This is a genomic window from Clostridium tetanomorphum (assembly GCF_017873215.1).
Classification (GTDB): Bacteria; Bacillota; Clostridia; order Clostridiales; family Clostridiaceae; genus Clostridium_AO; species Clostridium_AO tetanomorphum.
Map to the genome: position 1 here is coordinate 33,653 of NZ_JAGGKA010000012.1, position 13,929 is coordinate 47,581.

At 27.7% G+C, this 13,929-nt stretch carries 10 protein-coding genes and 1 other annotated feature; of the genes, 7 read left to right on the forward strand and 3 right to left on the reverse strand.

Annotated features, from left to right (window positions below):
* Positions 1-66 precede the first annotated feature (66 nt).
* Together J2Z24_RS12315 and J2Z24_RS12320 are read left to right on the forward strand one after the other, a co-directional pair.
* Positions 67-1,242 (forward strand): M20 metallopeptidase family protein, encoded by a 1,176-nt coding sequence (locus tag J2Z24_RS12315; protein ID WP_035145606.1) that lies wholly within the window; start codon positions 67-69, stop codon positions 1,240-1,242.
* Between the two features lie 23 nt (positions 1,243-1,265).
* Complete coding sequence (locus tag J2Z24_RS12320) at positions 1,266-2,810, forward strand: AbgT family transporter (protein ID WP_278320974.1); 1,545 nt, start codon at positions 1,266-1,268, stop codon at positions 2,808-2,810.
* A 447-nt stretch (positions 2,811-3,257) separates the two neighbouring features.
* Here the strand turns inward: J2Z24_RS12320 and J2Z24_RS12325 are convergent, their stop codons facing one another.
* A complete protein-coding gene (locus J2Z24_RS12325) occupies positions 3,258-3,788 on the reverse strand; it encodes a hypothetical protein (RefSeq protein ID WP_035145607.1) in 531 nt (176 codons plus the stop codon).
* A gap of 232 nt (positions 3,789-4,020) precedes the next feature.
* On the opposite strand from J2Z24_RS12325, the gene J2Z24_RS12330 reads away from it, so the two are divergent.
* The 4 genes from J2Z24_RS12330 to addB all read left to right on the forward strand — a co-directional run bounded on the left by J2Z24_RS12330 (position 4,021) and on the right by addB (position 10,960).
* Entirely contained in the window at positions 4,021-4,785 is a 765-nt protein-coding gene (locus tag J2Z24_RS12330; protein WP_035145609.1) for a hypothetical protein, read from the forward strand.
* 178 nt (positions 4,786-4,963) lie between these two features.
* Positions 4,964-5,689, forward strand: a complete 726-nt coding sequence (locus J2Z24_RS12335; protein ID WP_035145611.1) for an ABC transporter ATP-binding protein — start codon at positions 4,964-4,966, stop codon at positions 5,687-5,689.
* On the forward strand, positions 5,682-7,343 hold the full coding sequence (locus J2Z24_RS12340; RefSeq protein WP_035145613.1) for a putative ABC transporter permease subunit: 1,662 nt from the start codon (positions 5,682-5,684) through the stop codon (positions 7,341-7,343). The genes J2Z24_RS12335 and J2Z24_RS12340 overlap by 8 nt, the downstream gene beginning before the upstream one ends.
* A gap of 152 nt (positions 7,344-7,495) precedes the next feature.
* Entirely contained in the window at positions 7,496-10,960 is a 3,465-nt protein-coding gene (addB, locus tag J2Z24_RS12345) for a helicase-exonuclease AddAB subunit AddB (protein WP_035145615.1), read from the forward strand.
* A gap of 66 nt (positions 10,961-11,026) precedes the next feature.
* Here addB and J2Z24_RS12350 read toward each other — a convergent pair whose 3' ends face one another.
* Positions 11,027-11,686 carry a DUF1048 domain-containing protein gene (locus J2Z24_RS12350; RefSeq protein ID WP_035145617.1) on the reverse strand — a complete coding sequence of 220 codons (660 nt, stop codon included), beginning with the start codon at positions 11,684-11,686 and terminating at the stop codon, positions 11,027-11,029.
* Between the two features lie 2 nt (positions 11,687-11,688).
* Complete coding sequence (locus tag J2Z24_RS12355; protein WP_035145619.1) at positions 11,689-12,009, reverse strand: PadR family transcriptional regulator; 321 nt, start codon at positions 12,007-12,009, stop codon at positions 11,689-11,691.
* 208 nt (positions 12,010-12,217) lie between these two features.
* Positions 12,218-12,504, forward strand: a binding site (T-box leader).
* A gap of 160 nt (positions 12,505-12,664) precedes the next feature.
* Between J2Z24_RS12355 and ilvA the strand changes: the two genes are divergently transcribed.
* Positions 12,665-13,882: a threonine ammonia-lyase gene (gene ilvA / locus J2Z24_RS12360; RefSeq protein ID WP_035145620.1), complete on the forward strand. Its 1,218-nt coding sequence runs from the start codon at positions 12,665-12,667 to the stop codon at positions 13,880-13,882.
* Positions 13,883-13,929 lie beyond the last annotated feature (47 nt).

Genomic DNA, 13,929 nt, shown 5'->3' on the forward strand with positions numbered 1-13,929 from the left:
AATATTTACAAAACATTATAGGAAGGATTATAATGAATTCAATATAGTGTTAAAGGGGGCAAAATTATGTGCACAGAAAAGATAAAAATTTTATCAGAAAAGTATTATAAAAAAATGGTTAAGTTAAGACATGAATTTCATATGCATCCAGAATTAGCTTTTAAGGAAGTAAATACCTCTAAAATTGTGGAGGAAGAATTAAAAAAATTAAATATTGAAGTTAAAACTAATATAGCAAAAACAGGAGTCATTGGGCTTATAAAAGGCAAATATCCAGGAAAAACTGTACTTCTAAGGGCAGATATGGATGCACTCCCTATTAAAGAAGAAATTAATCTAGAATATAAATCTAAAGTAGATGGAGTTATGCATGCTTGTGGACATGATGGACATACTGCAGCTTTACTTGGAACAGCTATGATACTTAATGAATTAAAAGATAAGCTTAAAGGAAATGTAAAATTAATTTTTCAGCCTGCTGAAGAAGGGGACGGTGGAGCTAAAATTATGATTGAAGAAGGAGTATTAGAAAATCCTAAAGTAGATGCAGCTTTTGCATGTCACTTATGGGGCGAAGTAAAAGAAGGATGTATTAAATTAAAAAATGGTCCTATAATGGCTTCTTCGGATGATTTTAAATTTAAGATATTAGGAAAAGGTGGACATGGAGCTACGCCACATTTATGTATAGACCCTATAAACATAGCTATTCAAGTGATTAGTAATATCCAAATATTTGTAAATAGAAAGATAAATCCTTTAGAACCTGTGGTTCTTTCTTTTTGTTCTATACATGGAGGAGAAGGTATAAATTCTATACCAGATGAAGTAGAAGTTACAGGGACTATTAGAACTTTTGATAATGATACAAGAGATTTTATAATTAAAGCTTTTGAAGATATTTTAAGAACAGTTACAGAAAGCCAAGGTGCAAAATATATTTTTCAATGTGAAAGTTTTGCACCACCGGTAATCAATGATTATCATATGACAGAGTTAGTTAAAATGTCAGCTTGTCAAATATTGGGTAAAGACAAAGTATTAGAAGCTAAAGAGCCAGATATGGGAGCAGAAGATTTTGCATTCTTTAGTAATAGTGTACCTTCAGCACTTTTTTTTGTTGGCATAATGAAAGAGAAAAAGATAATTCATCACAATGGAAATTTTGCTTGGAATGATGAAAATTTATTAACAGCATGCCAGTGTTTATCACAGATAGTGGTGAATTTTTTAAATAGCTAATGAGGCTAAAAGGAGGAATTAATGTGAACACATCACCTCAAATTGAAAAGAAAGAAAAATTAAATTTATTTGAAAAGTTTTTAAATAAAGTAGAAATAGTAGGAAATAAAATGCCTGACCCAGTGACTATATTTTTAATATTATCTTTAATTGTTATGATAATTTCATGGATAGCTTCAGGAAGTACAGTTATAAATCCATCTACCAATAAAGTTGTAGCTGTAGTTAATTTGTTATCCAAAGATGGAATGAGAACAATTCTTATGCAATGTGTAACTAAATTTCAAGAATTTCCACCACTAGGAATGGTACTTGTAGTTATGTTAGGAGCAGGAGTAGCAGAAAAGTCTGGACTTATGACTGCAGCAATGAAGAATTCTATAACAAAAGTTCCAAAAAGTTTAGTCACAGGTACTCTTATTTTAGTTTGTATATTAGCAGATGGGGCAGGAGATGCAGGATTTATATTATTGCCACCACTTGCAGCTACGGTGTTTTTATCTATGGGAAGACACCCTTTAGTTGGAATGTTTGCGGCTTATGCAGGAGTGGCAGGAGGATTTTCAGCAAACTTAGTTGTTAATATGACAGATGTACTAATGGCCAGTTTTACTATTCCAGCAGCTAAAATGATAGATTTAAACTATAAAGGTACACCAGCAATGAATATATATTTTATGATATGCTCTACAGCAATATTAGTAGCAGGCGGGGTTTGGGTTACAGAGAAAATAATAGCTCCTCGCTTTGAAAAAAGTGAATTCACTTTTATGGATGAGGAACATGGTAAAATATGTGAAAAAGAAACTAAAGCTTTAAAGTGGTCATTGGTTTCAATATTAACCATGGTAATACTTATAATAACATTAAGTATAGGGAAGGATGCCTTTATGGCAGATCCTAAGACAGGATCTTTACTTGCCTGGGAATCTCCACTTATGCAGGGGCTTATACCTATAATTACCATATTATTTTTAGTTCCAGGTATAATATATGGAAAAATAACAGGAACTATAAAAAATGATAAGGATGTAATAAAAATGATGGGAGAATCTATGAAAGACATGGGAGCATATATAGTGTTGGCTTTTGCAGCATCATTATTTATAGCATTATTTAATTGGAGTAATTTAGGAGTAGTTATGTCTGTAAAAGGAGCTAACTTGCTTAAAAATTCAGGATTTACAGGAATAGGTGTCATAATTGGATTTATATTATTAGAATCCATTATAAATATATTTGTAGGAAGTGCCTCTGCAAAGTGGGCTATAATGGCTCCTGTTTTTGTACCAATGTTACTACTACTAGGATATAATCCAGCTGTTACTCAAATGGCTTTTCGTATAGGGGATTCTATAACAAATCCAATAAGTCCACTATTCCCCTATTTTCCTATATTGATAACTTTTGCACAAAGATATGATAAAAAAGCAGGAATGGGAACAATGATTTCTAATATGATACCTTACTCTATATTATTTGGAATACTATGGACTATACTATTGGTAGTATTTATAGTGTTTAATATTCCATTAGGACCAGGAGGAGAAGTAAGATATATAATATAAATTTCTATTTCTTTATAAAAAGTTTATAAGTTTCCCTTAATATAAAATTATAGGGACCAAATTAAGGCAAGTAATGAAAAATGAAACTAGTTAGGGAAGGAATTTATAGATGAATTAATATATGTTAAGGTTATTTGGCATAGCAGTTATATCATAAGTGCCATTCTTATTAACATTTAGACAAGTTTTTGGCGATAATATTCTTATATTAAATACTATATTTGATTTATTTTATGCTTTCTATCCATTACATTTAATAGTAATTTATTTAGTAAAAGTAAGTTGAAATTAGAGAAAAACACTATCAAGCTTTGTTAAGTGAAAGAAAATGACATGCTCCCTTTATGGCAGCAGTTTTATCATTTTAACTGCCTACCATAATGGGAGCATGCATCAGAAGTCTGATAGTGTTTTTATTACATAATTACATTTTTAACAGTAAGATTGTTATTTTTGAACATTTACATTGTTGTTAAAGCCTCTGCCTAAGCCGTTACCTCTCATTTTTCTACCATTGCCTTGACCATTTCCAAAGCCTTTGTTCATCTGACCACAACTACCAGTACAATTATTTATGTTTGACTTTAGATTTTCTTTAATAGTATCTCCTTCTTCTTTAGTGATAGTGGAATTTTTAACAGCTTCATCTATGGCTTTACTTTTTGAATCTATCATTGCTTGATTAAATTCATCTTCAGTCATGCCTTTTTCTAAAGCTAAGTCTTTTAAAGTTTTACCTGCTTCTCTAGCTTTTGTTATATCTTCATCTGTTAATTTAAGTTTATCTTTTAATATAGATGTTGCTGAATCATAACCTCTCATACCAGTAATCCTACCAAGACCTAATCTTGTACAAGTAGCATTTATTTTATTTGCTATATTTGAATTTGCAGGTGCAGTAGCAGCAGCGTATGCTGTAGCTCCCATTCCTATTGATAGTGTAAGTGCTAAAGCAGCTATAATATTTTTCTTTTTCATAAAATCTACCTCCTAAATATTTATTTATCTTATGTAATTATAATAAAATATATTTATGATTAAACTTTGTTATAATTGTGATGAAATTGTGAAAGATAATATTGTAATTATTTTGTAATATATTTGTAAATGCCTTGTAATTGAAAGGATATTAGAATGTAGTATTATAATTACGTAATATAATATATTTTTTGGCAAAGTAAAAGACTATTTATTTAGGAGGTAATTTTTAATGACATATAATATAAAAATAATAATAAGTTCTATTGTTATATCAATAGTAGCTTTTGGATTAGTGGGATGCTCAGCAGATAATAAAAAAGCATCAGTAAAAATTGAAGAAAGCATAGTAAAAGCTCAGAGTGAAGATAAGGAAACAAAAAATATAAAGGAATATAGCAAAGAATTATCTTTATATTTTCCACAAAAGGACATGAAAGAATTTCACTATAGCGGTACTGCAGAGTATGGAGAAGTTATAAAATTAAATAAGGTAACTGGGAGCAAAAATAATTTAATCCTTCAATTTAAGGGAGAAATAAAAAATGAAGCTGAAAAAGATGAAGGGCCTGCAAGAAGCAAGTTTCAATTTGAAAAAGAATATACTATAAACAATGATTCTGTCTTAGAAGTTCAAAAAAATGGAGAGATGAAAAAGAGACATGCAGCTATTGAAAAATCTACAGTTTTAAAGCTACCTATAAAAAAAGGCAATTTATGGGAAGAAGAGGTAGTATTTAAAGAGAAAAATTATAAGGCTGTAACTACTATTTTAGAAGTTAGTAAAGATAAAGATCATAAAAAACTTGTAAAAACAGAAACAGTAATTAAAGGAGCAGGGGGATATCCAGAAAAAATATATAAAGAAATAAAAATATATAAAGAAGGAAAAGGACTTTTAGAATTCAATAATACTATATTATTAGGGGGAGGAAATGGAGAAGGAGTAACTCCAATGCAATTTGGTTATAAACAAATTGAAGTAGATAATAAATAAATTTTAATAATCACACAAAAACCTATAAAAGCAATGGTAACTATATTTATGCAGCTTACCATTGTTTTTTGCTTTAATTTTAGGATAAAATATTATTATAAATACGGATATAAAAAATATGAGTAGTTTAGTAGGATACAAAAGCTATTTGTAACATTTAAAAGGAAGGAAGAGATTTATGATAGAATTAGTAAATGTAAATAAATCTTATAATGGAGAAAACAAAGCAGTAGATAATCTTAATCTTACTATAAAGGATGGAGAAATATTTGGATTTTTAGGACCTAATGGAGCGGGAAAAACAACTACAATAAAAATGATAACAGGGATACTAAATTCAGATAGTGGATCTATAAAAATAAATGGTGTTGATATAAAAGAAAATCCTTTAGAAGCAAAAAAACAATTTGGATTTGTGCCAGATACTCCAGATATGTTTTTGAGAATTAAAGGAATAGAATATTTAAATTTTATGGCAGATATTTATGAAGTACCTTCAGATATAAGAAAAGAAAGAATAGAAAATTTAAGTAAAAGGTTTGATATGGAGAAAGCTTTAAATGATCAAATTCAGAGTTATTCCCATGGTATGAGACAGAAAATAGTTATAATGGGAGTGCTTGTACATAAACCACCTATATGGATATTAGATGAACCAATGACAGGACTTGACCCTAAATCATCATATTTATTAAAAGAAATGATGAAGGAACATACAAATGAGGGCAAATCTGTTTTCTTTTCTACGCATGTACTTGAAGTTGCAGAGAAAGTATGTGATAGAGTGGCAATAATAAATAAAGGTAAAATTCTTGTATGTGATACATTAGATAAAATAAGAGAGCATTTCAAGGAAAATGAATCACTAGAAAAGATATTCTTGGAGGTAACTCACAATGAATAAATTTAGTGCTTTAATAAAAATAAATTTTAAAATGATGTTTGACTTATCTAATAAAAAAAATAAGGTGAAAAGTGTAGCATTTATTTTATTGATGATAATGGCGTTTTTTCCTTTAGTTGGGATGATATTTTCAGGAGTTAATAAATTATATGAAGCGCTTTCACAAATAAATCAACAAGGAATGATATTAGGATTAGGAATATCATTATCAGCACTGATTATATTTGTGTTCGGAATATTTTATTGCATAGGGACATTTTATTTTTCAATGGATATAGAAAATTTACTTTATTTACCACTGAAACCTTCATATATTTTAGGATCTAAATTTTTTATGGTAGTCACATATGAATATATGACCCAATTGATTTTTTTCTTTCCCATATTACTTCAATATGGAATTAAAAGTAATTTAGGAATAATATATTATTTTTATTCAATAGTAATATTTTTAATAAACCCTATTATTCCGCTTATATTAGCTTCAATTATAGTAATGATAATTATGAGATTTACTAATGTAGGGAAAAATAAAGATAAGCTAAAAATTATAGGATGGATGTTTTCATTAGCATTAGCTATAGGAATAAATTTAATATCACAAAATTTAGCTACTGGTGGATATAATGCTAATGAATTACAACAGTTAATTATGCAAGGAAATAACTCCTATGCTACTGTAGTAGCAAATAATATATTTCCTTTTGCTAAAATAGCTACTTTAGCACTCTTAAAAAGTAATGAATTATTGGGTGTTGTGTATTTAATAATGTTTATAGCCATTAATATATTATTTTTAATAATATTCTTCTATTTAGCAGAAAAACTTTATTTTAAAGGTGTTATTGGAATTTCAGAATCAAATTCAAAAAGAAAAGCTTTAAGTGATGAAGAACTAATAAAATCTGTTCGTAGAAAATCTCATTTAATCACTTATATTACAAAAGAAATGAGAATATTGTTTAGAACACCTATATATTTAATGAATTGTGTAATAATGAATTTTTTATGGCCTGTATTTTTTATCATTCCTATTTTAGCTAAGGGAGATATGAGAAATAGTTTGGAAGTAGTAAGAGGTTTTTTAAATAATCCTAATTATTTTAAATTTATAATTCCTATTTTTTTTGGTGGAATAATGTTTATATCATCTAGCAACGGCATTGCATCTACTGCTATATCTAGGGAAGGTAAAAATGTCTTTTTTAATAAATATATTCCCATAAGCTATATGAAGATTTTTATGGCAAAAGTAATGTCAGCAATTTTAATTGAGCTCACCAGTATTATAAGTATATTTGTTATTTTATATTTATTGTTTAAGATACCTATATATATGATTATTACATTTTTAGCATTAAGTATAGAGGCTATATTATTTACATCATTTTTAGGATTACTAATAGATTTAAGTTCACCTAAATTGAATTGGGATAATGAACAAAGAGCAGTAAAACAAAATTTTAATGTAGTAATCCATATGATATTGGGAATAGTTTTTGGAGTAGCTACAGCAATGGCTATAATAATGTTAGAAATGAAAAGTATGCATGGATTCTTATTTATAATTATTTTATATAGTGCTTTGAATTTTGGACTATATTATATATTAAAAAACAAAGGCACTAATATGCTTAACAAAATACAAATATAAAATTTGGGTCTGTGGCATTAAGGAATTTACATACAATACACTGGTTTGCAAGTTTAAAGTTAACACAATATATTGTAGTATTTATTCTTAGTGCGACAGCAACTTTATTTTTGATATAATTAAATAAAAACAATTCTATGGTAGGTGATTAAATGGGTTTAAGATTTATATATGGGAGATCTGGTAGTGGTAAAAGTCATTATTGTTTTGAAGATATAAAAAGAAAATTAGAAAAGGATGAAAAGTCTCCACTAATACTTTTGGTACCAGAACAGTTTTCTTTTCAAAGTGAGAAAAATTTACTTCATTACATAGGTGAAGAAGCGGTATCTAGAGTAGAAGTATTAAGTTTTAAGAGAATGGCATATAGAGTATTTAATGAAGTAGGCGGAATTACTCATATCCATATAAATGAATCAGGAAAAAGTATGCTTATATACAAGGTAATGGATGAGTTGAGAGATAAATTTAGAATATTTGCTAAAGCTTCTAAAAGAGACGGATTTGTAGCTACTATGTCAGAACTCATTACAGAACTTAAAAGATATAATATTACCCCAGAAATGCTGTATGAAGGCTTAGAAGGAATAGAAGATGGAAATTTAAAGGATAAAATTGGAGATATAACATTAATATACTCAAAATTTCAAGAAAATTTGCATCAAAAATACATAGATGAAGATGATGATTTGACTATTTTAGTAGAAAAACTAGATAAATCTAATTTATTTAAAGATGCAGAGATATGGATAGATGAATTTTTTGATTTTACTCCTCAGGAATATAATGTGTTAGAAAAAATATTAAAGAAAGCCAAAAGAGTAAATGTAACTTTATGCACAGATGTATTAAGTGTAGGGAGTGGAGGAATAGATAATTTAGATTTATTTTATCCTATAAAGAATACAGAAGAAAAGCTTTTAAAGATTATAGAAAAAAATAATATAAAATATGATAAGCCTATTGCTTTAGAATGTGCTCCTTGTTATAGATTTAAGGAAAGTAAAGAATTAAGTCATATAGAGAAGAATTTATTTGCATTTCCTTATAAGTTTTATGAAGATAATACAGAAGACGTCTGTATATTTAAGGCTTTGAATAAATATACAGAAATTGAGGAAGTTGCCAGAAATATTTTAAAACTTGTAAGGAATAGAAAATTTAGATTTAAAGATATTGCTGTAATTACAGGCGATTTAGATGGTTATGAAAATTTAGCTCGTGCTATATTTAGTGAATATGAAATACCATATTTTATAGATAAAAAAATTCAAATAAATAATAATCCACTTATAGTATTGATACTTTCATCTATAGAGATATTAAGCAAAAGATGGAATTATGAATCTGTTTTTAGATACTTAAAAACAGGTCTTACAGATTTAGATAAAGAGGAAGTAGATATAATAGAAAATTATGTATTAGCTAATGGAATAATAGCAAATAAATGGACTGAATATGAAACTTGGAGTTATAGAATAAGATATAGTTTTAATAAAGATGAAGAAATAGGAGAAGAAGAACAGAAAAATTTAGATAATATAAATAGAATAAAGAGTAAAGTAGTTAATCCATTGAAAGCATTTCATGAAAATATTAGAGAAAAGAAAACCGCTAGGGAAATGTGTACTGCATTATATGATTTTTTAAGTAGCATAAATATAGAAAAAAAAATACAAAATTGGATAGAAAAATTTAAAGAAAGTGATAGATTAGATAAGGTAAATGAATATAGTCAAATATGGAATATAATAGTGGAACTTATGGATCAAATTGTAGAGGTTATGGCAGAAGAAAAACTTGATTTCGATATATTTGGAAAACTTTTAAAAAATGGTTTTGAAGAATATGAACTAGGTCTTATTCCTCCTGCATTAGATCAAATTTTAGTAAGTAGTGTAGATCGTCTAAGAAGCCATGATATAAAAGCATTATATATAGTAGGTGTAAATGATGGAATTTTCCCAAGAGCAATAAGTGCAGAAGGTGTATTATCTGATATAGAAAGAGAAAATTTAAGATCAAAGGGTCTGGAATTAGCAAAGGATACTAAAAGTAAGTCTTTTGAGGAACAATTTTTGACTTATATAACATTAACCACTATGAGTAGTTATTTAAGTGTAAGCTATCCTATAGCAGATTTAGAAGGAAAAACTTTAAGACCATCTATAGTAGTATCAAGGCTTAAAAAGATTTTTCCACATATTTGTGAAAAAAGTAATATAGTAAGTAAGAATATAGAGGAAGAAGAATTAGATAGGATTTCATCCCCTAGAGCTACCTTTAATGAGCTTATATCACAACTTAGAAGTGGAAAGGAAGGACTAGAAGTTAGTTCATTATGGCTTAGTGTATACAATTGGTATATGAAAGATGATTATTGGAAGGAAAAGCTTACTACCATATTGGAAGGATTTACTTATAGTAATGCAGCAGAGATTATGGATACAAGAAAGCTAAGAAATCTTTATGGTCCTAAAATAAATTTAAGTGTATCTAGATTAGAAAAATACGCGGAATGTCCATTTGCATATTTTATAAAATATGGGCTTAAGGCAAAGGAGAGAAAGGTTTATAAATTAACAACTCCAGATATAGGAACTCTTATGCATGAAGTTTTAGAATCTTTTTCAAAACATATGGCAGAAAGGAATATAACCTGGGATAATGTAAATAAAGACCTTTGTGAAGGAATAGTATCTAATATAGTAGATAAAAAAGTAGGAGATATGCCAGGCTCTATATTAAATAGTTCACCTAGATATAAACATATGACAGAAGGAATAAAAAGAATTTTGTCTAGATCAGTTTGTATAATAGGAGAGCAAATTAAAAGAGGAGAATTTGAACCAGCAGGTTATGAATTATCTTTTGGATTTAATGGAGATTTTCCTCCTATTTCTGTAGAACTTAATTCAGGGGAAAGGGTGAACTTAATAGGAAGAATAGATAGAGTAGATAGTTTAAAAGAAGAAGATGGAACATATATTAGAATAATAGATTATAAGTCAGGAAATAAGGATTTTAAATTATCTGATGTATATTATGGACTTCAAATTCAACTATTAGTTTATTTAGACGCATTACTTACAGAAATTGAAGAAAAGTATAAAGAAAATACTTTTCCAGCAGGAATGTTATACTTTAAAGTGGATGATCCAATAATAAGAACAAAGGATGAAATAAGTGAGGGAGAGGTTCATGAAAAAATATTAAAGGAATTAAAAATGAAAGGACTTCTTTTAGCAGATGCAGACATAATAAAAGCTATGGATAAAGAAATAAAAGGGTTTTCTGATATTCTTCCAGTAAGGTTGAACAAGGATAAATCCCTTTCAAAAAGTTCATCTATAGCTACAGAGGAAGAGTTTCAATTATTAAGGAAATATGTAAGAGAAACTATAGTAAATTTATGTGAAGAGATGCTTGAAGGAAATATAGGCATAAAGCCTTATAAAAAGAAAGATAATTCAACTCCATGTAGATTTTGTGAATATTCCTCTATATGTCAATTTGATACTGGTGTAGATGGAAATAACTATAGAGTTATAAATGACAAAAGTGATAATGAAATATGGGAATTAATAAAAAATCATGTAAAAAACAAAGAAAGTTAAGTGTTTTATAAAATAGGAAGAACTTAATTAAACTTATTTAAATCCAATTAAGTTCTTTCTATTATTTTACTGTAAGATTTTTATTTTGTTAGATTTTATCTTATATAACTGAGATATTAATAAAAACAATATAAATCCTACTATGAAGTATCTTACAGAATATAAATTTATATTTATATCTGTGTTAATATTGAAAATAGATGTTATAGTATTTATTATAATTTTTATTATAAGTACTAGAGGTACTATAAAAGAAAAAGACTTAATGGTGGATTTTATGTTACCTTGGTTTGTAGATGTTATTTTTGATTTTTTTATGAAAGTTATAATGCATAATAATGACACTGTTATTAAAGAGTTTATATTAAATTGTAATGAAAAACTAAATAGCATGTCTAGTGATATCCATATAAGAAAGTACACAATAAATTCTTCAATGAAATCTATAGTTTTAAATATAAAGCTTTTTGAAGAATTATACTCATTTATTATTGAGTCACAAAATTTTTTATGATTGCTTCCTAAAAATAAGTTTATGCTTTTATTTTCAGATTGAGCTTGTAGCATCATATCTAATATTTGTTGAAAAACTTCTTCTCTTTCAATAGAGCTTAAAGTACTATTTTTCATATATTCTTCTATTTCTTTAAATGAATTATAGTTTTTTTTATTTAACTTTTTTTCTTCTCTAGATCTTATTTTCAAAAGTTTTAATTCTAAAAACATAATTATTCCTCCAATACATTTTCAACATTTTGCTTCATTTCATTCCAAGTAATAATAAATTCTTTTAATTCGGTATTACCTGTATCAGTAATATAATAATATTTCCTCATAGGTCCTAGAGGAGAAGGTTTCATAATAGAAAATATAAGCTTTTTTTTCTCAAGTCTTATTAAAATTGGATAAACACTTCCTTCTGTTACTTCTTTAAATCCAAATTCTATTAGTTTTTCACAGATTTCATAACCATAAGTCTCATTTTTGCTTATGATTTTTAATATGCATCCTTCTAATAAGCCTTTTAACATTTGAGTATTTCTTGCCATATTATCACCTACCATGTATTACATAATAGCTTATACAAATAATATATTACAACTACTATGTAATGTCAAGTAGTTTTGTGATTGCTAGGACAATATGGTATTATTATGTTATAAATGGATACTTAGGTAAAAATGATTTATAAGAAAGTATTGACAAATTAAAAAACTATAAATATAATAATTAACAAGTTTTAAAATTTTAATAAAGATAAATGCGATGAGGGAGACAAAAATATTTAATAATTGACTAAAGAGAGCTAACGGTTGGTGGAAGTTAGTGTTAATGTAAATATAATTATCACTCCTGAGTTTCTGAGTTGAAAGGATAGTTATCTAAGTAAATAAAGACGTTCACCAACGATAAATGGTTAGGGTTCACTAAAAAATTTATTTATATAATATGTTTTTAAAAGTCGACCTGAAAAAAGGGACAATTATTTTTATAATTGTAAATAAGGTGGTACCGCGGAAGAGTTATAGTCTTTCGTCCTTAAAGTAATAAGTTATTTTAAGGACGAGGGACTTTTTTATTGTATTAATAACTTTATTCATGCATGATGAATTAATAGCAATAAAATCAAATTTAGTTTATAGGGGCATTTTAACTTAAATTTTAGTTAAGATATAAAACTAATACAAAATAGGGGGGCTAACAATGAATGATAAACAGTATTTAAAATTAGAAGATGTATTGGAAGCTAGGGAAAGGATAAAGGATATATGTATAAATACTAAATTGATTTATAGTACAGAATTTAGTAAAGAATGTGAAAATCAAGTATTTATAAAACCAGAAAATCTTCAGTTAACAGGATCTTTTAAAATAAGAGGGGCTTTAAATAAGATACAGAAATTAACTGAAGAAGAAAGAAAAAGAGGATTGATAGCAGCTTCAGCAGGTAATCATGCTCAAGGGGTAGCATATTCTGCAAATAAACTTGGAATTAAAGCAACAATTGTAATGCCAAAGCATACTCCTCTTATAAAAGTACAGGCTACTAGAAATTATGGGGCAGAGGTAGTTCTTATAGGAGATTGCTATGATGAAGCATATAATGAGGCTAAAAGATTGGAAAAAGAAAAGGGATATACATTTATACATCCATTTGATGATTTAGATGTTATAGCTGGTCAAGGAAGTATAGCTTTAGAAATTTTAGAAGAAATAGAAGATGTATATGCAGTACTTGTTCCTATTGGAGGAGGAGGTCTTATAAGTGGTATAGCTACAGCTATAAAAAGCTTAAGGCCTGATGTGAAAATAATAGGAGTAGAGGCAGAAGGGGCAAAGGCTATGAAGCTTTCAGTGGAATGTGGAAATAAAATAAGTTTAAATTCAGTAGATACTATAGCAGATGGCTCTGCTGTAAAAACACCAGGGGATAATACTTTCGAAATATGTAATAAATATGTAGATGAAATTATAACTGTAGAAGATGTGGAACTTATGGAAGCTTTATTTGTATTACTAGAAAAACATAAATTGGTATCTGAAGCTACAGGAGTATTGTCTTTAGCAGCATTAAAAAAGTTAGACTTTAAGGATAAGAAAGTAGTGTCTATAATAAGTGGTGGAAATATAGATGTAGTGACCATGTCATCTTTACTTAATTGTGGATTACTTTCAAGAGGAAGATTATTTTGCTTTTCAGTGGGACTTAGAGATACTCCAGGGCAACTTTATAAAATATCAGAGATATTGTCTAATTTAGGTGCAAATGTAATAAAACTTGACCACAATCAATTTAAAGCAATTGATAGATTAAAACAAGTGGCACTAGAGGTTACTGTAGAGACAAATGGACATGAACATATAGATGAGATAATGAAGGCTTTGAGAGAAAAAGGATATGAGCCTAAAATAGTGTACTAAAAAAAAGAAAGTCAACAAATGTTGGCTTTCTTTTTTTGTATTTTATA

What these genes read in the sequence shown, in the direction of transcription:
- J2Z24_RS12315 (WP_035145606.1), top strand. Translation starts at nt 67, where the DNA reads ATGTGCACAGAAAAGATAAAAATTTTATCAGAAAAGTATTATAAAAAA.
- J2Z24_RS12325 (WP_035145607.1), bottom strand. Translation starts at nt 3,788, where the DNA reads ATGAAAAAGAAAAATATTATAGCTGCTTTAGCACTTACACTATCAATA.
- J2Z24_RS12330 (WP_035145609.1), top strand. Translation starts at nt 4,021, where the DNA reads ATGACATATAATATAAAAATAATAATAAGTTCTATTGTTATATCAATA.
- J2Z24_RS12335 (WP_035145611.1), top strand. Translation starts at nt 4,964, where the DNA reads ATGATAGAATTAGTAAATGTAAATAAATCTTATAATGGAGAAAACAAA.
- J2Z24_RS12340 (WP_035145613.1), top strand. Translation starts at nt 5,682, where the DNA reads ATGAATAAATTTAGTGCTTTAATAAAAATAAATTTTAAAATGATGTTT.
- addB (WP_035145615.1), top strand. Translation starts at nt 7,496, where the DNA reads ATGGGTTTAAGATTTATATATGGGAGATCTGGTAGTGGTAAAAGTCAT.
- J2Z24_RS12350 (WP_035145617.1), bottom strand. Translation starts at nt 11,686, where the DNA reads ATGTTTTTAGAATTAAAACTTTTGAAAATAAGATCTAGAGAAGAAAAA.
- J2Z24_RS12355 (WP_035145619.1), bottom strand. Translation starts at nt 12,009, where the DNA reads ATGGCAAGAAATACTCAAATGTTAAAAGGCTTATTAGAAGGATGCATA.
- ilvA (WP_035145620.1), top strand. Translation starts at nt 12,665, where the DNA reads ATGAATGATAAACAGTATTTAAAATTAGAAGATGTATTGGAAGCTAGG.